Raw genomic sequence first — 22,045 nt, forward strand, 5'->3', positions numbered from 1 at the left:
TTTAAGCTATTGGTATATAATGTTGTTAGAGAAAGGAAATTTATAGATTTTATGAAACAGACACATTCTTCGTTGGAAAAAATAAAGCAATTTTTTATTGTGCTGCTGCCAATTTTCATCACACAAATATCATTAATATCCACTGGCTTTTTTGATACGGTTATGGCAGGTCACGTGAGTGAACAGGATTTAGCAGGAGTAGCTGTGGGGGCAAATTTGTTTATGCCTGTATTTGGCAGTATCCTAGGAGTGATTTCGGGGTTAACCCCCGTTATTTCTCAGTTGTATGGTGCAAGAAAGAAAGAAGAAATTCCATTTGTCATTATCCAGGGGCTGTATTTATCCGTAATTATTGGGATTGTTTTGATTTTGCTGGCAGCGGCTTTTATACAGCCTATTTTTGAACTTTTGAATTTGGAACCAAGGGTTGATTATATAGCGAAAATGTATTTGACGGCGATGGCGTTTGGTGTTTGTCCTATTTTTGCTGCGGGTGTTTTTCGTAACTTCATGGATGCTTTTGGGTATACACGTTTTACGATGCTCATAACAATTTGTGCAGTACCATGTAATATTTTTATGAATTATTTATTTATGTTTGGCAAATTTGGTTTTCCGGAGCTTGGTGGAATTGGTGCAGGGGTTGGAACGGCAATTACATTTTATGTAGTCCTTGGACTTAATGTTTTGGTGGTGCGTAGACTCAGTCCATTTAAAGAATATCATATATTTTCTCAATTTTGTAAACCATCGTTGACCCAGTGGAAAAGACAATTATGTATTGGCCTGCCGATTGGCAGTGCGATGTTTTGCGAACAGAGTATTTTTGGTGCAGTCGGGATTTTTATGACGGTTTATGGTACAGGTGTTATTGCAGCGCATCAGGCGGCACTAAATTTTACAACGATGGTATATATGATTCCGCTTAGCATTAGTATGACATTGACCATTCTGGTTGGTTTTGAAATCGGTGCGAAGCGCCTTAAAGATGCCAAAAGATACAGTTATATGGGGGTGGTATTGTCGATGCTTGTGGCATCAACGCTGGCAATTGTTTTAATTCAGTTTAAGGGAGCGATTGCAATGCTTTATACAAATGATGAAGTGGTGAATCAGCTCGTACAAAGTTTTATAGTTTATGCTATTTTTTTGCAGGTTTCAGATGGAGTGAGTGCACCGATACAAGGAACGCTGCGTGGTTATAAAGATGTAAAAATCACGTTTTTCTTGGCGGTTTTATCATATTGGGTTATTGGCCTGCCCGCTGGTTATATTTTAGCAAATTATTTTTCATATGGTCCATACGGCTATTGGATGGGACTTATAATTGGAATTGCAGTGGGAGCAGTATTATTAGGCTTTAGGCTTCGTTTGGTGCAAAGAAAACTGGCTGGTTAGAATTGAAAAAAGTTTTCACTATAGTGTTTTTAGGTATTGCTAAGTGTAATTGAATCATTATACGAATGGCAAATAAAAAACAATAGACCTGCTTAAAAGAATGTAAGTACGTCTACACGAGATGGTGATTGACTTATATTTTTCTTTGCAAGTCAACGGACTATATATTGTAACAATATGTAGTTTTTTTTTTAGATTGATAAAAAATTCACTTGACAAATGAACGTGAAAGTAGTAACTTAATATATGTGAAATGAATCACTTAAACAGTCTTGAAAAAAGAAATAATGGGAAAATGATAGTATATTTTTATAATGAAAAGTTTTTTTAATTTATCGAAAATTTAGTTAAATTCAAGACTTATATAATATTAGAGGTGAAAGTTATACTTAGAGGCAATTTGATTGGTCTAAGTTTAGATAGAAACGTGAATTAGTTCACATATTATGGAACGTTGTGTTGATGTATTATAAGGTACATCCAGGGGAGAGGAAGAGTTAAGATGAAAAATGTAAAGAGTGAAAAAAGACCTCATGTAGTTGTTATTGGAGCAGGATTTGGTGGTGTTAAGGTAGCTAAATCTTTTACGAATAAGAATGTGGATGTTACTTTAATTGACCGCAATAATTATCATTTATTTCAGCCGCTTTTATATCAAGTATCTACAGCGGTATTAGCCGAAGCAGAAATCGCCTACCCAGTACGGGCTTTTTTTCGTAAAAATAAAAATGTAGATTTTTTCTTAGGTGCTGTTACAGATTTTGACCTTGAACAGAAAAAGGTTATTACCGATCAAGGGTCGGTAAGCTATGATTATTTGGTGGTGGCTGCAGGCGCAACAACGAATTATTTTGGCATGGAGTCCGTAGAAAAAAATTCTTTTGCAATGAAAACATTAGATGAATCGGTTGTAATTCGAAATCATATTTTACAATTATTTGAAAGAGCCGATAAAGAAACCGATGCGGCAAAACGCAAGGCATTGTTGACTTTTGTTTGTGTAGGTGGCGGTCCGACCGGTGTTGAAGAATCTGGAGCCCTTTCAGAACTCATTTATTCTGTGCTCAAGCAGGAATATCATAAACTTGATTTTTCGGATGTTGATATTAAATTAATTGAAGCAACGGATCGGGTGCTCCCAATGATGCCAGAAGATTTGCGTGATGAAACAGTGAACGTACTGCGCAGTAAAAAAGTAGATGTTCGTTTAAATACGCAGGTCATGGATTATGATGGTGAGAAAATCACCTTTAAAGATGGTGAAGTCGTACCGACGGAAACTGTTATTTGGGCGGCGGGCGTGAAAGCTGTTCCGGTTATGGCTAAACTAGGTGTTGCAATGGATCGTGCTGGCCGCGTAATTGTGGAAAAAACATTACAGGTGCCAAATCATCCTGAAGTTTATGCAATTGGTGATAATGCTCATTTCATGCAGGGAGAAAGACCCTTGGCAACGATTGCACCAGTAGCAACGCAGCAGGCTGTTGTTTGTGTTAATAACATTTTGAACTCGATTGAAGGGAAAGATCTCGAGTATTTTGAATATCATGATGTCGGCAGTATGGCGACAATTGGTGCTGGCGATGCTGTAATGTTTAAAGGGATTATGAAGAGCAAAGGGTTTATTGCTTGGGCTGCTTGGATGGTCGTTCATTTAATGCGTTTAGCAGGAACTCATGCGAATGTTACGGTTGTTTTGAAATGGATGTGGAATTTCTTCTCAGGGACTCGTTTGGGAAGAATTATTACAGCACATTAAACTTATATAGGGTTGGCAGAAAGAACTGTAAATTCCAAAATGGAGTGCAGTTCTTTTTTTGTGTGCATATATAAGTTGAACGATTCAGATAGTGTATAATGAAGGAAATGAACGTATCAAAAATTTTGAATGTAAGGGAGTTGCAAAGGTATATGATGTTTCGGTTCTTTGCAAAATGTAATCAAATGAGAAAAATCAATATTCCCTGGTGGTTGATTTTGAGCTTGGTTTTATTTTTTTCCTGTAATTTAGCCGAGGGAGCAGAGTCTGAGACGGTGGAAGCTTTGCATTTAACGTGGAGTCAGGATCCGATGACTACACAGACGATTACATGGCAGACAGGAACTGTGGATGACAAGCAATTTTTAGAATATAAAGATGTTTTAGAAACAGCCAGTATGCTGCATAAAGTGCGGGGGACAGTGGATCCTTTTTATACAGATGAGGGCTTGTATTATATCCATAGTGTAACGCTGGACAATCTCATTCCGGGTCATAAATATGTTTATCATATAGGTGATGGTGATAATTGGAATAAAGAAGGCAGCTTCCAAACAGAAACTGCTATGACGAATGTTTTTACTTTTTTATTATTTGGTGATTCACAAAGCAGTGATTATAATGAATGGAGCAAAACATTTGGACAGGCAGTATTGCAAACATCGGATGCTAAATTTTTTATCAATGTAGGTGATTTAGTCGATAATGGTCAACAATATGCACAGTGGAAGTCGTGGTTTGCTGCGATTTCAGGATATTCAAATCAAATTCCTGTCGTTCCGGTTGTAGGGAATCATGAAACATATACACTGATTCCTGAAAAAAATTTTTCTTTACCAATTTATTTTACGCAGCAATTCAAGGTCGGGCAAAATGGGCCGGAAGGATTAAAGGGACAAGTCTATTCTTTTGATTATGGGAATGCACATTTTGTCATATTAGATAGCCAAATCGGTGAAGAACGTAAGTTTTTACCAGATTCATTAGAACGACAGCAGGCTTGGCTGGCTAAAGATTTGGCTGCAACAGATAAGTTGTGGAAATTTGTTTTTATTCATCGCCCGGCATATCACAATCGCCAGGCAGAGTCACTGCCTGATCCGAAAACGGTAGCCTTTGTACCAATTTTTGATCAGTATGGTGTAGATGTCGTTTTTTCCGGTCATGATCATGTGAATAAACATACACTGGGATTAAAAGCTGGTATGGTACAAGCTCCTGGAACGGTTTATATGACAGCTGGACGCAGTGGGACAAAATCTTATAATACGATGGAGGCAAAAGATTGGGATGCTGTTTATCTGGACCCGGCACAGCCGACTTTCAATGTAGTAAAAGTTAATGGCAATACGTTTACTGTGAACGTGTATCAACAAGATGGAACGTTGATTGATAGCTGGAATTTGGTAAAATAAAACTAAAACTTTTTGGCTGGGTTTAGCAAGACTTATGTTTTCAGGCAGGATATTAATACACTCTTGTATAATTAAGAATAAACTGTATTACTATAATTGAAAGAGGTGCAAAATGAAAAAAAGCCTATTGGCGGGTCTTATTTTATTAACCATGATATTTTATACGGCACCTGCATATGCGAATGACTTAGAAGCATATCAAACAGCAAGGGTCGAATATATTAGTGCCTGGGTAGCTTTAGGAACGTATAATGATCGTATCGGACGAATCGTTCAGAGTGAATTGAGTGATGCCGGTTGGGATATGAAGGTTATCAATGAACAGTCTAGGCAGGATGTGGAAAAGGTTTTTTTTATTGAAAATAATGATTTTGAAGCGGGCAAAGAGGTTTATTTAGTTGCCGTTACTGGAACGGAATCAAAAAAAGATATTGCGATGGATTTGAATATTAATAAAGCTTTTTTTGGTGGAAATTCACCGGAATCGTTTCAGGAAGCGGCAAAAAAAACAGATTTGGTTAGTTCAGATCCGATGATTCATCGAGGGTTTCATCAATATACACAATCGATATTTTTTACGCCAGGTAAAGGCGGTAATACATTCGGTGAATATTTGGCGGAACTACTTAAGCAAAAGTCAAATCGCAAAGTTTATTTAATTGGCCATAGTCTGGGCGGGGCAGCGGTAACGATTGCTGCAGCACGGCTTCAGTCTATGGGAGTGAATCCTGCGCAAATAGCAGTCATCACATTTGGTGCGCCTGCCATTGGAAATCAAGCTTTTGCTGACCTTTATGGAAAATCAATTTCACTAGATCGTATTGTTATAAAAGGTGATCCGGTGAAAAGTTCTTTACAAGGTCTGGCGGGTGGTTACACTCAATTTGGTGAGGCGAAAATATGGCAGGAAAATCGAAATTCAGATAAGTTCAAACATGCTATGGTAGTTTATCTTGATGCAGCTTTACGCAATTTTTATGATAAAAAAGAAGCGGCACAGCAAGCGGGATTTGATGTGGAAGCTCAGCCAACACAAAAAACATCAAAATCAAAGGCTTATATTGCACCGCTTTCTATGACTTTAGATGATTATGTTTTAGGGGATAGACATTATATGGAAGAGTCAGTGAAAGACGTTTTTCGGCATCGGCTGCCGGGATGTGTCTTTGGTCTGGGAAAACGCGGATCGTTTGAAGAAGAAATTGTAAAAGCCGCCGCTGCGGGGTGTGATCGTATTGTATTTGCAGCTGTTAGTGTGAAACAGCTGCAAAAAGAACATTATACTTTTCATGTGAACCTGCAAGAAGATGTTTATTCAGTTGACGGAAATTTACAAGGAAGCTTTATATGTTCAACGAATACAAGCGATTTTACACCGATTCAAGCAACGCTTCATAATTTAACAAGTATAAAAACAGACTTTGAACATAGTATGGATACCAAAAAAGTGAAGCTTGAAAGTAGATAAAAAATGTGAGGATTGATCCTGGTGAAACGAATTGATAAGATTTATGAATATATTAAACAGAAATCGAGTGTTTATACCTTAGAAAATCTTAAGGGACGAATTGGTGTAGATGCAACAGAAATTGCCGATGAACTGGGAATATTGAGGAATAATGTCAGCATGGAACTCAATGCACTGCATCGGCAGGACAAAATCATTAAAATTATTGGACGTCCCGTACTATATTTTGATAAACAGACGGTAGAATCACTTTGTGGGGCTGTAATTGAGGGGCCTTGCCAATTTAATACAATTGAAGAGTGTGTAAAAATGACTGGTGTCAAAGGGCAAGGTCCCTTTGACCGTTTGATTGGCGCGGATCGGAGTCTGAAAAAACAAGTCGAGCAAGCCAAGGCGGCTATTTTATATCCGCCGGATGGCTTGCATACACTTATTGTTGGTCAGACGGGGGTAGGTAAAACATTATTTGCGCATATGATGTATGAATATGGGAAAACGATGAATCGGTTCCCCACAGGTGGCCCATTTATTACGTTTAATTGTGCTGATTATTATAATAACCCGCAGCTTTTGATTTCACATATATTCGGACATATTAAAGGAGCTTTTACTGGTGCTGATACAGCAAAAGAAGGCTTGGTGGAAGCTGCTGATAAAGGTGTTTTATTTTTAGATGAAATTCATCGTTTGCCGCCGGAAGGGCAGGAAATGATTTTCTACTTTATAGACACAGGAACCTTTAACCGGCTAGGGGAAACTACGCGGGAACGAAAGGCCAAGGTACTGTTAATTGGTGCTACGACCGAAGATCCGAATTCCGCCCTTACGAAGACTTTTGTGCGGCGTATTCCGAATATCATTACCATTCGTCCGCTGATGGAACGTTCTTTGGAAGAAAAAGTCGATATTATTAAATTGTTGTTGACGGACGAAGTTCAGCGAATTAATAAACCAGTAAAGATTAGTGTGGAATCAATTAAAGCCCTTCTTGGTAGTATTAGTAATGGCAATGTTGGTCAGCTTAAATCGAATATCAAATTACTTTGTGCCAAAGCTTTTTTAAATGGGATCGACAATCCAAACTATATTGAGATTGATTTCAAGATGCTGCCACCCAAAATAAAAAATGGACTCTTAACGCTCAGTGCCAATCGTAAAGATCTTGCAGAACTAAGTAAATATATTAATGAACCACTGCTGCTTACACCGCCAGGGGAGAAAGTTATTCTGGGAACGGAAGATTTGGAGAAAGAACCATTTAATCTGTATCAAATAGTGGAGGATAAAGTGGATCTTTTGAAAGGTGAAGGCATTAGTGATGACTTAATCAAGCAAATTGTGGCAACCGATGTGAATGTGTATATCAAATCTTTCTATAATAAACAGGATGTACATATGTCAACGAGAGAACGTCTGCTTAAGATTGTCGATAAGACGCTGGTTGATTTTACGGAAGAAATCAGCCTTCTAGTGCAAAATAGGATGAATCGTGGGTTTAAAGATCGGTTCTTATATGCCTTCAGCCTTCATTTAAGTGCTTTTTTAAAACGAGTTAAATCTAAAGATGATTTGGCCTACAGTGAAATAGAAGGTGCTATTCCACGTGATTCGCTGGCATTTCAAGTAGCTGTGGAGATCAAAGAGAAAATTGAAGAACATTATCATATTGAAGTACCCAGGGCGGAGATAGAATATTTTGCTCTTCTGTTAGAGTCGGTGGAAGATGAGGACAAAGAAGAAAAAGTAATTATTATGGTTGCGACTCATGGAAAAAGTACAGCCACATCCATGGTGGAAGTGGCACAGAAACTTTTTAGTACGAATGATCCGAATCTGATTGCGATTGATATGCCGCTAGAGGTAAAACCACAGGAAACTTTGGAGAAAATGATCTCAAGGCTGCAGGAAATGAATTATCAACAGGGTGTATTAGTATTGGCAGATATGGGTTCACTATGTAATCTCGGTTCTATGATTATGGAACGCCTTAAAGTACAAGTCAAGACGATTGATATGGTATCTACTCCACTTATATTGGAAGCGATGCGTAAAGCTGATATTGTAGGAATGGATTTAAGCAGTATTTATGAGTCGTTATTGAATTTTAAAGGGTATGAGGTAGTAGAGTTTAATCGGAATAAAGATGAGGGTGGACGCGAGGTGATTGTAACAATTTGTACATCTGGTGCCGGGGCTGCTGTTAAGTTGAAAGAGATGATAGAAGAAATACTCTTACATATAGTAGACCGCAAGGTTGAGGTGATTCCGGTGGGGATAAAAAACTTGGATCATGTCATTCGCGAACTTGCTATTAACTATAAAATCGTTGCTGCTATCGGTATGATCAAACCAAATTATAATATACCATTTATTCCTTTGGAAAAATTAATTGAAGGTGATGGTGAAACGATTTTACGTCGCTTACTAAAAAGCAATGTTAAATTTGTGGAAAAAGAAAAGAAGAATGTTGTGGTACAGAAACTTTGTGAAGAAAGTTTGCAAAAATTCTTAACGTATTTAAATCCAATTAAGGTAATGAGTGTATTACTTGAATTTGACAGTGTATTGGAAAAGAAAATGGGTAAGAAGTTTAGCAATCCAATTAAAATCCGTCTTATTGTCCATTGTGGTTGTGCATTGGAACGGATGGTAATCCATAATGGACTTGTTTATACCGGAAATCGGCAAAATGTTGATACACAAAAGTTTAATTGTATCACAGAAGCCGCTAGCGTATTTGAAAGAAGCTTAAAAATCAAGCTTACAGAGGATGAAATATATTATATGACAGATATGATATAGTATTAAAAATACACTATTTTGGCTAAAAATCGAAGTAGTGTATTTTTTTATAAATGGAAAGAGTGTATCTAATAAAAAAATATAGAGTATTTTTTACGCCAGTAGAGTATTATATACTAAAAAATAAAAGCAAAAGCAAGCATAATCAATCACTTTCGTTTTGATACACAATGTTGGCACGGGGCTTGCATTATATATTGGCGTGGAGAAAAAAGTGTTTTAGCATTTATATATTTTATTCACCAATAACGGAACTTATATTGAGGAGGGTTCACATGCTAGCAATTTTAGTAGGGACACATGGTAATTTTGCAACAGAACTTGTTAAAACTTGCGAAATGATTTGCGGTGCGACAACCAATGTTCGAGCAATTACTTTAGTACCGGGAGAAAGTCCGGATGATGTAGTAAAAAAATATGAAACTGCAATCGCTGAAATGGATACAGAAGAAGGGGTAATCTTCTTAAATGATTTATTTGGCGGTAGTCCATATAATGCAGCTTGTCGGCTTGTAATCAACAATGAAAAATATGGTATTGTTACAGGTGTTAGTCTGCCAATGCTTATTGAACTGGTTGGTATACAGCTTACGGATGAGCATTTAGACATTAAAGAAGTTATGGATAAAGCAGTGGAAGCTGGAAAAGCCGGCGCACAGACATTTCATGCCAGTGCAATCAAAGAAGATGAGGAGGATGATTTATAATGAATATCGTATTAGCAAGAATTGATGACCGTTTAATCCATGGTCAGGTTGCAACTGTTTGGGCTAAACGAACTGAATGTGAACGTATTATCGTCTGTGATGATGATGTAGCGGCAGATTCGATTCGTGCTACCTTATTAAAACAAGTAGCACCACCGGGCGTTAAATCGAGTGTAGTAGATATTGAAAAAGCGATTCGTGTTTATAATAATCCTAAATACGAAGCGGTGAAATGTTTGCTTCTATTTACCAATCCAACCAGTGTACTGCAAATGGTTGAAGGCGGTGTTGATATCAAAACAATCAATATCGGCGGGATGAGTTTCAAAGAAGGCAAACGTCAGATTACGGGTGCTGTTTCTGTCAATGATCAGGATGTTGAATCCTTTAAAAAATTAAATGAAAAAGGGATTGAACTTGAAATCAGAAAAGTAGATACAGATAAAAAGGTAATGCTGATGGATGTTTTAAAATAATAAAATGCATTCGTTTCATGATTAGGCAAGTTTTCTCAAAATGGTTTCACAAAAAATATATATCATAAAATGGAGGGAAACATAATGGATCTTAGTAGTATGCAAATTATTGCGATCTTCATTGTATCTTGTGTGGCTGGTATGGGTAGTGTTTTGGATGAATTTCAAACACATAGACCTTTGATCGCCTGCACAGTTACAGGCCTTATTCTTGGAGATATGACAACAGGTATTATTATTGGTGGTACACTTGAAATGATCGCTTTGGGCTGGATGAATATCGGTGCCGCGATGGCTCCGGATGCAGCACTTGCTTCGGTTATTTCAACCATTCTGGTAGTTGCAGGTCATCAGAGTGTTGGTGCCGGGATAGCAATTGCTATGCCGCTTGCAGCAGCAGGTCAGGTTCTGACAATTATCTGCCGGACACTTACCGTGTTTTTTCAGCATAAAGCGGATAGTTATGGTGAACAGGGGAATTTAAGAGGAATTGATATTTGCCATCTTGGCGCTCTCGGTATTCAGGCACTTCGTGTGGCTATTCCTTCTACACTTGTTGCTATGTATATTGGCACTGGAGTTGTACAGGATTTGCTTGCGGCAATTCCACAAGTTATCACTGGCGGGCTTCAGGTAGCCGGCGGATTTATCGTAGTAGTTGGGTACGCAATGGTTATTAATATGATGGGCGTATCTTATTTGATGCCTTTCTTCTTCTTGGGTTTCGTATTCGCAGCCTTCACAAACTTCAACCTGGTAGCATTTGGTGTAATTGGTCTTGTAATCGCTATTGTATACATCCAATTAAATCCTAAATATCAGGTAATGGCAGCAGCTTCGGCAGCTGGTGGATCCAGTGATTCAGATGACGATTTGGACGATTAATTTAAGAAGAATTTAAGGGAGGAAGATTAATAATGAAAAAGCTTACGAAAAGTGATTTTTTCTGGGCGTTTGTCCGTTCCAATTTTGCACAGGGTTCTTGGAACATGGAAAGAATGCAGGCTTTAGGATATTGCTTTGGGATGGTGCCAATTCTTAAAAGACTGTATGAAGGTGATGAACTTAAACAGGCAATTAAAAGACATCTTGAATTTTATAATACACAGCCGTTTGTAACTGCACCAATCATTGGCATTACCGCTGCAATGGAAGAACAAAGAGCCAATGGTAAAGACATTCCAGATGGTGTTATCAACGGTATTAAAGTTGGTATGATGGGACCTTTAGCTGGTGTTGGTGATCCTATATTCTGGGGTACTTTAAGACCAATTACCGCGGCTCTTGGTGCATCTTTGGCACTTACTGGCAGTGTTGGTGGACCAATTCTGTTTTTTGTCTTATTTAATGCAGTTCGCTTAGCAGTTAGATGGTATGGTATTAAATATGGCTATACAAAAGGTACAGATGTGGTACAAGATGTTGCCGGCAATAAATTGCAGAAACTTACAGAAGGTGCTTCGATCTTAGGTTTGTTTGTAATGGGTGCTTTGGTTAATAAATGGACATCGGTAAATGTTCCTCTAGTTGTATCGCAGATTACGATGCAGGATGGAAAAGTAGTTACGACTACGGTTCAAACGATTTTAGATCAGTTAATGCCAGGTTTGATTCCATTGATTTTAACTTTCATCTGCATGAGATTGATGAAAAATAAAGTAAATGCAATTTGGATTATCTTCGGCTTATTTGCTGTTGGTATCATTGGTTATGGGTTAGGTATTTTAAAATAATCAATCCACAAAAAAGGCTATTTATAATAGCCTTTTTTGTCTATTTAAATTTAAAGATGTAAAAAAATAAATATACTTTGCACCCTAAGGGGTTTACATTTTTCACTAGAGTCTTTAAAATAAATGTAGGGGATTGTTTAATAAATTTTAAGCAAATATAAGTCAAAATAAAATATTCAATCCTTATAACTAAGTAAAAATAAGTTTTTTATTTGTAAATTGTTTCAGTTAAAATGGAAACGGACAAATATTTTTCAAAAGATAAGGAGAATTATTCTATGCTAAAATGTATTGCAGTTATGACAAGCGGCGGAGACAGTCCAGGGATGAATGCGGCAGCACGGGCCGTTGTTCGTACGGCACTTTATGAAGGTGTTGAGGTTTGGGGAATTAACAATGGGTATAAAGGTGCTATCGAAGATGATATGTATAAACTGGAATCTCGTTCCGTAGGAGATATCATTCAGAGAGGCGGTACTTTTTTGGGGACAGCGCGCAGTCCTGAATTCAAAACAGAAGAAGGCCGTAAGCAAGCCATGGCCAATTTTAAAAAACATGGGATTCAGGGTTTGGTTATTATCGGCGGTGATGGAAGCTTAACGGGCGGTGCGTTGTTGAGCAAATTGGGGATGCCGATTGTCGGTCTTCCTGGTACCATTGATAATGATGTATGGGGAACGGATTACACGATTGGTGCTGATACAGCTGCCAATACGATTGTGGATGCCATCAATAAACTTAGAGATACAGCTTCAGCACATCGTCGCATTATCCTTATTGAAGTTATGGGACGTAAATCTGGCTGGCTCGCAATGACAACTGGGATTGCCGGTGGGGCAGAATATGTTCTGGTTCCAGAAGTAAAATATAATATTGATGATATGTGCCAGGAACTTAAGGAAGCTTATGATCGTGGTAAACGTTACAGCATCGTTGTTGTTGCTGAAGGCGCTGGCAGTGCTATTGAAATTGGGAAAGAAGTTGGCGAAAAGACAGGCATTGATACAAGAGTGTCGGTTTTAGGACATATCCAGCGCGGTGGATCACCAAGTGTTGAAGACCGCATTAAAGCAAGCATGCTCGGTGAAAAAGCTGCTTTGGCATTAATTTCTGGGTTATCAAATGTAGTATTTGGTTTTGATGCAGGGAAAGTGGTTAGTATTGATCTCAACGATGCGGTACATAATCAAAAGACCCTGGATCCGGAATTGATTCGTTTAGCTCGTGTATTAGCATAAAAGAAAAAGAAAGCCCCCGCTGCGTAAAACGCAGCGGGGGCTTTCTTGTAGTAGGAGTTTTGGTTGAGTTTTTATAGTTCGTATTTAAAATACGGAACCATCATAGTGAAGTGTAGCAAAATAATCATCCAGTGTTTCGGCCCGGCGAATCAGTTCTACATCACCGTTTTCTTTCCATAAGAGTTCAGCCGAACGAAGTTTTCCATTATAATTAAATCCCATAGCATGGCCATGGGCACCAGCATCATGAATCACAATACGATCGCCGATGTCAATGGCTGGCAATTGACGGTCAATTGCAAATTTATCATTATTTTCACAAAGTGAACCTGTAATATCATAAGTATGGTCTAAAGGAGCGTTTTCTTTGCCAACTACGGTAATATGATGATAAGCACCGTAGAGTGCCGGACGCATCAGATTCGCCATACAAGAATCAAGCCCCATATAGTTCTTGTAGGTTTTCTTTTCATGAAGTGCTGTAGAAACAAGATACCCATAAGGTCCTGTAATGGCACGACCAAGTTCCATGGCAATGGCCAGGTCCAAACCTGCCGGGCGGATGATTTTGTCGTATGCTGTATGAATGCCAGCACCAATATATTCTAAATCAATAGCAGTTTCTTCTGGGCGGTAGGGAATTCCAACACCGCCGCCTAAATTTACAAATTCCAGATTAATGGCAAGCTTTTCTTTAATTTCAACAGCGAGGTTGAACATAAGCTCCGCTGTTGCAATAAAGGAATTGGGGTTTAATTCATTCGAAATAACCATAGTGTGCAGACCAAAACGTTTTATGCCTTTATCTTTGCAGATTTGGTAGGCTTCAAACAATTGATTTTTTGTCAAACCATATTTCGCTTCTTCAGGTTTACCAATAATGTCATTTCCTTCAATTAATGATCCAGGGTTGTAACGGAAGGATAATACTTCTGGAAACCCGGCATTTTTTTCTAAATATTCAATATGGGTAATATCATCAAGATTGATAATTGCACCCAAAGAGATTGCTTTTTGAAATTCATCCGCTGGTGTATCATTGGATGTGAGCATGATTTTTTCACCGTTGATTCCGGCTTTATCGGATAAGATTAGTTCCGCTAGGGAACTGCAATCAGCACCAGCGCCTTCTTCAGCAAGAATTTGCAATAAACGCGGATTCGGTGCTGCCTTTACGGCATAATGTTCACGAAAAGAAGGTGCCCAGGAAAAAGCTTTGAATAAGCGGCGCATATTGAGGCGAATAGCCTTTTCATCATAAATATGAAAAGGTGTTGGATATTTTTGAATAATTTTTTCAAGTTGAGATTGTGAAATTGGGAAGATTTTTTCAGCCATAAATTAATAATACCTCCAATTGATTTTACATACTTATCGGAAACAAAAAAGCGATTCGAAAGAAAGCTTCTCGCAAATCGCTACGTATTTATAGCATGCAAGATAGCACTCCATACGTTTGTATGACAGTCTGGTGTTTATTCAACCCAAGACCAATAATTCTCCTTTACCATTCGAAAATTATTTCGGCGATAATCCCTTTTCCTATACATCAACGTTGGTAACTCTGCATAGGTACTATTGATTTATCGCACCTCTATCTGTAAATATGTAAATATTATATTGGTATGTATTATAACAATATTCAAGATAAGTGTCAATTGAAAATTAGAATCAATCTTCATTGTGAAAAATATGTACGTTTTTTTTGCTTCATAGCGGATCTTTTTCGACTTCTTAATTGAAGAAACATTGATTTTTAACGAAATAATTAGGGTTAGGCGTTTTTTTGTGATAAAATAAAAGTAATATTTATTGTTATAAGGAGAAAATTTTTATGTGGATGAGAATTTGGCGCTGGGTACAAATGTTTCGTGAAGATTTGTTGGTTTTATTTATTGCAGTGCGAAATCCGGCAACTTCAAGAAGCATAAAAGTTTTATTTTTATTGGCAGTTGGCTATTTGATTAGTCCGATTGATTTTATTCCTGATACAATACCTGTAGTAGGGCTTATGGATGATATAGTTATTGTTCCAGCCTTGCTTTATTTTATTATGAGAATACTTCCACCTGGTGTGCGGCACGATAGTGAAATGAAGGCGCAGCGCTTAGGACGGAAGTTACCCTATATTTTTTTTGCTTTGGCTGTTTTTCTGGTGACTTGGATGGTATTTATTTTCTGGGTCATATATTCATTGCTAATGAAACAATAGGGGATTTTGATGAGGTGTAAATTTAGTGAGATTATATATTGCCGAAAAACCGAGCATGGGAGCTGAGATTGCAAAGTGCCTTACTGGTCCAATTGCAAGGCATGACGGGTACCTTGTTACGAAAGACGGCGTGGTTACGTGGGGGTTCGGCCATATTTTACGACAGGCCGAACCAGATGAATATGATGCGAAATATAAAATGTGGAAAACGGAAGATTTACCGATTATTCCGCAAAAATGGAAATTATTGATTGATAAATCATGTGAAAAACAGTTTTACATTATTAAAAACCTGATTGACAAAGCGGATGAAATCATTCATGCTGGAGATCCGGATCGTGAAGGGCAGCTTTTGATTGATGAAGTTTTGGATTATGTAGAAAATAATAAGCCTGTTAAGCGCATTTTGCTGAATGCGCTTGATGAAAAAAGTATCAAAAAAGCGAATGCAACGCTGCGCGATAATCGTGATTTTTTCAATCTCAAACAATCCGCGTTGGCAAGAGCGAGAGCGGATTGGTTGATTGGTATGAATTTGTCACGCGCTTATACTTTAGCGGCACGACGGGCTGGACATAAAGTGGTTTTGCCGATTGGAAGGGTGAAAACACCAACACTGGCTTTAGTAGTTCGACGGGAACGTGAACTAAAGGCATTTGTTCCTGTGGATTATTTTACAATAAAAGCAGAGTTCTCCCATGAAAATGGAAACTTTTCAGCTGTGTGGAAACCGAATGATGAGCAGGCTGGACTTGATGCAGAAGGACGCTTATTGGATGAGAAAGTCGCGCAAAAACTCGTGGAGGATTTTGCGCAGCCGGAAACAATTGGACAGGTTTCACTGTATCAAACAACCGAAAAAAAAGAAGCACAACGTTTACCGTTCTCTCTTTCGTCACTGCAAGTGCTGGCAGGAAAACGCTTTGGTTATGAACCCCAGCTTGTCTTAGATACAGCGCAGAAACTTTATGAAAAAAAGATGACGACATATCCTCGTTCCGACTGTGATTATTTGCCGCAAAATCAGTTGAGTGATGCGAAAATTATTTTGGCTAATTTAGCTCAGATCGATGATTCTGCTTTAGCGCAGTGGGCTAAAGGTACGGATCTGAAAATCAAGAGTCGTGCTTGGAATGATAAAAAAATATCAGCCCATCATGCGATTATACCAACCCAAGTAAAGGTTAAATTGGCTTCTTTAAGTGAAACGGAACGAAATTTGTATTTTCTCATTGCACAAGTTTATATTGCACAGTTTTTTCCGTTGCATGTTTATGATCAGACAAGAGTTGAGGTTCTATATAAAAAAGAAATTTTTGCTGTCAGCGGGCGTGTCATCAAACAAGTGGGGTGGAAAACCTTGTATTCTTCGATGGTAGAAGATGATGATAAAAGCGAGGATGCTGTTTCAGCCCTACCAGCTATGCAAAAAAAAGACGTGGTAGAATATATTGATGCTAAAATCGATAATCGAGCCACGAAACCACCAGTACGCTTTACAGCGGCGACTTTATTGGCTGGTATGAAGGAAATCCATAAATATGTGAAAGATCAAGAAGCAAAGAAAAAACTTAAAGATGTTTATGGTATTGGTACCGAGGCAACAAGAGCTACGATTATTGATGATTTAATCAAACGTGGTTTTTTAAACTCAGAGGGCAAAAAAAAATATTTGTTTCCCACGGCTGCTGCTTATCTTTTGGTTGATGCTTTACCAGATGAAATGACCTACCCCGATTCAACGGCAATTTGGGAGGACCATTTACATTCGATGGCGGATGGTGATGGCGAATTAAATGACTTTTTAACGGCACAGATTGAGTTTACAAAATTGCTTTGCTTAAAGGCAAATGATATTCATTTGCCCATAAAAGGAGAGCATCCTTGTCCGCGTTGTAAAAAAGGAGTACTGATACAGCGTACGGGGAAAAATGGTTCTTTTTGGGGCTGTTCAAATTATCCAAGCTGCCATATGAGCTGTGATGACGAAAATGGGAAACCAAAACTCGTTCGGCAGAGTTATAGTGTGAATTCGAATAATTCAACAGTTGGTTTGCCGTCTATGTTATCCGCGCAGGCGATGATTGCACAGATGAAGAATGAACCGGGAAAAAGAGGAAAATCAGCCAACGTGCTAGAACATATGGAAAAATCCGCACCAGTCAGCTCTGTGCATTGTCCTAGCTGTCAAACGGGAAATTTGCGGCGTATGAATGGGCGCAATGGATTTTTTTGGGGATGTAATCAGTATCCTCGCTGTACCGCTACTTTTGATGATGAAAATGGGAAACCGAAGCTTAATACGTAACAGATAAAAGAAGATACTTATATATAAGGGGGATCATTCATATGAGTGAAAAATTTTTGGCGTTGGGATTACAACCTGATTTAGTTAAGGCATTAGATGAAATGAATTTTCTGCAGCCGACACCAATTCAAGAACAAACGATTCCAGCTGCATTAAAAGGTGATAATATTGTGGGGCGCTCAGCTACAGGCACTGGTAAAACCTTAGCTTACTTATTACCAATTCTGCAAAAAATCGATCTGGAATCTTCCGCCGTGCAGGCGGTTATTTTGGCACCAACCTATGAACTTGCTATGCAAATTTCTCATCAGGTTCAGTTGGTGGTTCAGAAAGCGGAAATGAAGATTACATCTTTATCTTTGATTGGTGGTGCGAATGTTACCAGACAAATTGAAAAACTGAAAAAAAAGCCACAAATTGTTATTGGGTCAGCGGGACGTATTAATGAGCTGCAAAGAAAAGGAAAACTGAAAATGCAGCAAGTTAAGTTTTTGGTTTTGGATGAAGTGGATCGTTTGCTGGATGATCAAAATCAAGAGTCAATTGAGCAGGTTTTGAAATGTATCGGAAAAGATTGCCAGCATTTTCTTTTTTCAGCAACGATTGCTGCTAAAACAATGAAACGGGCAAGTTTTGTTCTAAATCCAACGATCGTAAAATTAGGCGATGATTTGATTTTGCAGCCACAGATTGAAAATTTCTATTTTATTACAACATTTCGTGATAAAATAGAAGTATTACGTAAATTAACGAAACTTTTCCCAGTGAAGCGCGGTTTGGTTTTTGTTAATAAAATGTATGATCTTGGGAAAACTATGGAAAATCTAACATATAATGATATTAAAGTTGCTGCTCTTACGGGAGATGCTGATAAATTATCTCGTAAAAAGGCAATTGACGATTTTACAAAGGGCAAAGTCACATTGCTGCTAGCAACAGATTTAGCGGCAAGAGGTCTGGATATACCGGATATTGATTATGTTATTAATTTAGATATACCGGAAAATGAGGGGATTTATCTGCATCGGGCTGGTAGAACCGGTAGAGCAGGGGCCACTGGCATTGCAGTGTCACTTGTGGATTCGAAAGAAGTTACTCATTTTGTAGAAATTGGTAAAAAACTAAATTTACAATTTGTGCCAAAAAAAATGCTGAATGGAAAAATTGTTGATTTTATGGTGAAACCAAAACATTGGAAATAAAGTATGAGAGAATTTTTAGGAGGTGAACCTATTACTCCCTAGCTATTTTAGGGAGCGAATAGGACGTGGTTGGATTTTTTGACGGCTGTATTTAATTTGGCAATTGTTTTCTTTTTGGTGTTTTTGAACGGATTTTTTGTGGCAGCAGAGTTTGCTATTGTAAAGGTGCGTTCTTCCAAAATTGAAATGTTGATACAAGAAGGAAATACAAAGGCAAAATATGCAAAAGAACTGGTCGATCATTTAGATGCATCCCTTTCAGTGACGCAGCTTGGTATAACGCTGGCCTCACTTGGCCTTGGCTGGGTAGGTGAACCAGCAGTGGCAGTAATTATTAATCCACTGCTTGTATTTATCGGAATTCCGGCTGAAGTTGGGCACACAGTAGCGTTTGTGATAGCCTTTTCTTTTATTACAGCGTTACATATTGTTTTAGGAGAGTTAGCTCCAAAATCGTTGGCCATTCAAAAAGTGGAGGCTGTTGTTTTAGGTGTGGCCTTACCAATGATTCTGTTTCATAAAGTGATGTACCCAATCGTTTGGATGTTGAATCATGTGGCAAACTGGGTTCTGCGGAAAATCATTGGTATTGAAGTTTCGAATGCGGGTGATGCTGCCCATACTGAAGATGAAATACGTATATTAATGGAAGAAAGCCATAGGCAAGGTTATATTGATAAAACGGAACTTACTTTTGTGGATAATGTTTTTGATTTTTCGGAGCGTAATGTACGTGAAGTTATGATTCCGCGTACAGATATGATTTGTCTTTATACAGAGGATTCTTTTGAAGAAAATGTAAAAATTGCCTTGGAAGAAAAGTTAACGCGTTATCCAATCTGCGAAGAAGATAAAGATAACATTATTGGCTTTTTGCATATTAAAGACTTGCTTCGCGGACTTTATGTCGGCGAAAAACCAGAACTTCGTACATTAGTTAGACCAGCATCCGTGGTGCCGGAATCCATGTCACTTAGTAATCTTTTAAAACTCATGCAAAAGACTCGTTCGCAGCTTGCTATTGTGGTTGATGAATATGGAGGAACTGCTGGACTTGTAACGATTGAAGATATTGTTGAAGAAATTGTCGGTGAGATTCAAGATGAATTTGATGAAGATCGACCGATGATTGAACAGCGATCAAGTGATACGTATTCTGTTGATGCACGGCTGCTTATTGAAGAGCTTAATGATGAGTTGAAAATGGATCTTGATCCAGACAATGTTGATACGATTGGCGGATGGCTTTATTCAAGAATAGAAATACCACCTCAAGTGGGTCATAAAGTTATCTATCATGGTGATCAGTTTTTTGTTGAAGAGGTTGATCACATGCGAATTACGCGTGTTTTGATTAAATTGCATTATATATTGGAACGAGACTCCGATGATATTGAATAATAAATGATTTTTTTACAGACAGCACAGTCCGCTTTTTAGCAGATTGTTGCTGTCTGTTTTTGCGTAGGTAATTTTCATTAAAAGCAAATAATTGGTGAAAGTTTACATGATAGGCGGATTTTTGTACAAAAGTAAAAAAAGTAGTACATGTTTTATTTTTAATTATAATATGATAAATATTATTAATGATTATTGGGAAAATTATGCATCATATTTATATATAACACTGTACTTTCTAAGGTATCGTAGTGTATAATAAATATAAATAGTGTAGTGCATAATCGAATGATCATTGATTTGATAGAGGTGGCATGTGTTTTTTCAAAAATGAAAACATTCTTTTATATTTCAGTATAAAAGATAAAATTTATCATATCAATTCATATGATTTATGCAGCTTGCTGAGAGCGTGTTGATTTTTAATGGATATGTTAAGGGATATTTTAGTGATGATATCCTTCTACTAATATGTGTATTTATTGGAATGAGATGGATTTATAGTGTAAACTGCATTTTATTGTGAATTGTGCTACCTATTTCAAGGTGTTAGGGCATATTAAAGTAATAAAATTTTTTGATTGTTGATAGAATTGTTGATTATTAAAGTGATTTTTTTATTGATGTCTGTCCTTATTAAGACTGGGGGAGATTATTATAAAATCTTATCAAGAACATGAATTAACTGAAATCATTCAAATTGATCCAAAAATTTGCAAGGGCTGCGACTCTTGTAAATCATTTTGTCCAGCCGATGCGATTGATGGTAAATATGGTGCAATACATCATATTGATTCAACAAAATGTCTGCAGTGTGGTCAGTGTTTAGTGAATTGTCCGTTTGGGTCCATCAAAGATCAAGTGGATGCAGTTGATGAAGTCATGAAAAAACTCGATGATCCTAATATTACTGTTGTCGCAACGATTGCACCAGCAGTACGTGTTGCCTTGGGTGAAGAATTCGGTATGGAACCGGGATCTTTGGTGACTGAAAAAATGTATGGGGCACTAAAAAAAGCAGGTTTTAAAATTATGGATGTAAATTTTGCTGCGGATAATACGATCATGGAAGAAGGCATGGAGCTGGTTGAAAAAATCAAGCATTATGTACTGGGTTTTCCTACTACGCATCATCTGGGAGCACTACCACAGTTCACATCTTGTTGTTCAGCTTGGGTACGTTACATAGAATTAAATCATCCGGATCTTTTGGATCATTTATCAACAGCTAAATCACCGCAAGGGATGGCAGGTCCAGTGGTGAAAACATATGGTGCTACAGAAGTTTGGCATACCGAACCAGAAAAAATTTATGTGGTTGGAGTGTATCCTTGTACGGCCAAAAAATTAGAGGCTTCACGTCCCGAATTTCATTCGGCGGCAAAGTATTGGAAAGAACATGGTCATAGTGCTGATTATCCGGATACGGATGTTGTTTTAACGACACGCGATTTGGCACGTCTGCTCAAGAAAAAAGGCATTGATTTGCAAACGGTTGAACCAGCTACAGAAAAAGACAATCCTTTAGCGGAATATACTGGTGCAGGAACAATTTTTGGTGCAACTGGCGGCGTTATGGAAGCTGCGCTTCGAACGGCTTATTTTGTGGTTACTGGTGAAGAGATGGCAGATCTTTCCTATAAACCAGTACGTGGTCTGGAGTTTGTGAAATATGCAGATGTTTTGATGAAAGTCAAAGGAACGGATAAAGAAATCACTCTCAAAGTCGCTGTGGTGCATGGTACTAAAAATGTTGAAGCACTTCTTCCTGATATTAAAGCAGGAACCTCACCTTATCATTTTATCGAAGTGATGAATTGTCCAGCGGGCTGTGTCAATGGCGGTGGTCAGCCCATCAATCCAATGGGAACGTCATGGCTTGGTAAAACCAAAGCTATATTCCCTTGGTCTTAATAGGAGGTTAAATGA

Annotated in this window: 16 protein-coding genes and 1 riboswitch; of the genes, 15 read left to right on the forward strand and 1 reads right to left on the reverse strand. The window is 37.9% G+C overall.

Translation table 11 applies throughout. The features are described 5' to 3' along the window. Positions 1–51 precede the first annotated feature (51 nt). From F606_RS0101430 to pfkA, 10 genes are all read left to right on the forward strand, one after another. On the forward strand, positions 52–1,398 hold the full coding sequence (locus tag F606_RS0101430; protein WP_019552078.1) for an MATE family efflux transporter: 1,347 nt from the start codon (positions 52–54) through the stop codon (positions 1,396–1,398). 502 nt (positions 1,399–1,900) lie between these two features. Then, the gene (locus F606_RS0101435) at positions 1,901–3,157 is read left to right on the forward strand and encodes an NAD(P)/FAD-dependent oxidoreductase (protein WP_019552079.1); all 1,257 of its coding nucleotides are present in this window, start codon (positions 1,901–1,903) and stop codon (positions 3,155–3,157) included. A gap of 185 nt (positions 3,158–3,342) precedes the next feature. Beyond that, entirely contained in the window at positions 3,343–4,572 is a 1,230-nt protein-coding gene (locus F606_RS20330; protein ID WP_033368124.1) for a purple acid phosphatase family protein, read from the forward strand. A 112-nt stretch (positions 4,573–4,684) separates the two neighbouring features. After that, positions 4,685–6,040: a lipase family protein gene (locus tag F606_RS0101445; protein ID WP_019552081.1), complete on the forward strand. Its 1,356-nt coding sequence runs from the start codon at positions 4,685–4,687 to the stop codon at positions 6,038–6,040. 21 nt (positions 6,041–6,061) lie between these two features. After that, the gene (locus F606_RS0101450) at positions 6,062–8,842 is read left to right on the forward strand and encodes a sigma-54-dependent transcriptional regulator (RefSeq protein ID WP_019552082.1); all 2,781 of its coding nucleotides are present in this window, start codon (positions 6,062–6,064) and stop codon (positions 8,840–8,842) included. Between the two features lie 275 nt (positions 8,843–9,117). Further along, positions 9,118–9,549, forward strand: a complete 432-nt coding sequence (locus F606_RS0101455) for a PTS sugar transporter subunit IIA (protein WP_019552083.1) — start codon at positions 9,118–9,120, stop codon at positions 9,547–9,549. Beyond that, on the forward strand, positions 9,549–10,025 hold the full coding sequence (locus tag F606_RS0101460) for a mannose/fructose/sorbose PTS transporter subunit IIB (RefSeq protein ID WP_019552084.1): 477 nt from the start codon (positions 9,549–9,551) through the stop codon (positions 10,023–10,025). Before F606_RS0101455 ends, F606_RS0101460 begins: the two co-directional genes overlap by 1 nt. 84 nt (positions 10,026–10,109) lie before the next feature. Next, complete coding sequence (locus F606_RS0101465; protein ID WP_019552085.1) at positions 10,110–10,910, forward strand: PTS mannose/fructose/sorbose transporter subunit IIC; 801 nt, start codon at positions 10,110–10,112, stop codon at positions 10,908–10,910. Positions 10,911–10,942: 32 nt separating this feature from the next. Further along, entirely contained in the window at positions 10,943–11,758 is an 816-nt protein-coding gene (gene manZ / locus F606_RS0101470) for a PTS mannose transporter subunit IID (protein ID WP_019552086.1), read from the forward strand. Positions 11,759–12,036: 278 nt separating this feature from the next. Then, positions 12,037–12,996, forward strand: coding sequence for a 6-phosphofructokinase (gene pfkA / locus F606_RS0101475; RefSeq protein WP_019552087.1), 960 nt, complete (start codon positions 12,037–12,039; stop codon positions 12,994–12,996). An 84-nt stretch (positions 12,997–13,080) separates the two neighbouring features. Here pfkA and F606_RS0101480 read toward each other — a convergent pair whose 3' ends face one another. Then, positions 13,081–14,334, reverse strand: a complete 1,254-nt coding sequence (locus F606_RS0101480) for a diaminopimelate decarboxylase family protein (protein WP_019552088.1) — start codon at positions 14,332–14,334, stop codon at positions 13,081–13,083. A gap of 95 nt (positions 14,335–14,429) precedes the next feature. Next, a riboswitch (Lysine riboswitch) is annotated at positions 14,430–14,601 on the reverse strand. A gap of 229 nt (positions 14,602–14,830) precedes the next feature. Between F606_RS0101480 and F606_RS0101485 the strand changes: the two genes are divergently transcribed. The 5 genes from F606_RS0101485 (at position 14,831) to F606_RS0101505 (ending at position 22,030) form a co-directional block, all read left to right on the forward strand. Continuing rightward, positions 14,831–15,208 (forward strand): YkvA family protein, encoded by a 378-nt coding sequence (locus F606_RS0101485; RefSeq protein WP_019552089.1) that lies wholly within the window; start codon positions 14,831–14,833, stop codon positions 15,206–15,208. Positions 15,209–15,233: 25 nt separating this feature from the next. After that, entirely contained in the window at positions 15,234–17,516 is a 2,283-nt protein-coding gene (locus F606_RS0101490) for a DNA topoisomerase 3 (protein WP_019552090.1), read from the forward strand. A 41-nt stretch (positions 17,517–17,557) separates the two neighbouring features. After that, on the forward strand, positions 17,558–18,718 hold the full coding sequence (locus F606_RS0101495) for a DEAD/DEAH box helicase (protein WP_019552091.1): 1,161 nt from the start codon (positions 17,558–17,560) through the stop codon (positions 18,716–18,718). A 69-nt stretch (positions 18,719–18,787) separates the two neighbouring features. Then, on the forward strand, positions 18,788–20,119 hold the full coding sequence (locus F606_RS0101500) for a hemolysin family protein (RefSeq protein ID WP_019552092.1): 1,332 nt from the start codon (positions 18,788–18,790) through the stop codon (positions 20,117–20,119). 696 nt (positions 20,120–20,815) lie between these two features. Further along, positions 20,816–22,030 (forward strand): [FeFe] hydrogenase, group A, encoded by a 1,215-nt coding sequence (locus F606_RS0101505; protein WP_281166751.1) that lies wholly within the window; start codon positions 20,816–20,818, stop codon positions 22,028–22,030. Positions 22,031–22,045: the final 15 nt, after the last annotated feature.

Source organism: Propionispira raffinosivorans DSM 20765 (assembly GCF_000381065.1).
GTDB lineage: Bacteria > Bacillota > Negativicutes > Selenomonadales > Selenomonadaceae > Propionispira > Propionispira raffinosivorans.

Bases quoted from the DNA above. Each gene is read 5' to 3' on its own strand.
- F606_RS0101430 (WP_019552078.1), top strand. From the start codon at position 52: ATGAAACAGACACATTCTTCGTTGGAAAAAATAAAGCAATTTTTTATT.
- F606_RS0101435 (WP_019552079.1), top strand. From the start codon at position 1,901: ATGAAAAATGTAAAGAGTGAAAAAAGACCTCATGTAGTTGTTATTGGA.
- F606_RS20330 (WP_033368124.1), top strand. From the start codon at position 3,343: ATGAGAAAAATCAATATTCCCTGGTGGTTGATTTTGAGCTTGGTTTTA.
- F606_RS0101445 (WP_019552081.1), top strand. From the start codon at position 4,685: ATGAAAAAAAGCCTATTGGCGGGTCTTATTTTATTAACCATGATATTT.
- F606_RS0101455 (WP_019552083.1), top strand. From the start codon at position 9,118: ATGCTAGCAATTTTAGTAGGGACACATGGTAATTTTGCAACAGAACTT.
- F606_RS0101460 (WP_019552084.1), top strand. From the start codon at position 9,549: ATGAATATCGTATTAGCAAGAATTGATGACCGTTTAATCCATGGTCAG.
- F606_RS0101465 (WP_019552085.1), top strand. From the start codon at position 10,110: ATGGATCTTAGTAGTATGCAAATTATTGCGATCTTCATTGTATCTTGT.
- manZ (WP_019552086.1), top strand. From the start codon at position 10,943: ATGAAAAAGCTTACGAAAAGTGATTTTTTCTGGGCGTTTGTCCGTTCC.
- pfkA (WP_019552087.1), top strand. From the start codon at position 12,037: ATGCTAAAATGTATTGCAGTTATGACAAGCGGCGGAGACAGTCCAGGG.
- F606_RS0101480 (WP_019552088.1), bottom strand. From the start codon at position 14,334: ATGGCTGAAAAAATCTTCCCAATTTCACAATCTCAACTTGAAAAAATT.
- F606_RS0101485 (WP_019552089.1), top strand. From the start codon at position 14,831: ATGTGGATGAGAATTTGGCGCTGGGTACAAATGTTTCGTGAAGATTTG.
- F606_RS0101495 (WP_019552091.1), top strand. From the start codon at position 17,558: ATGAGTGAAAAATTTTTGGCGTTGGGATTACAACCTGATTTAGTTAAG.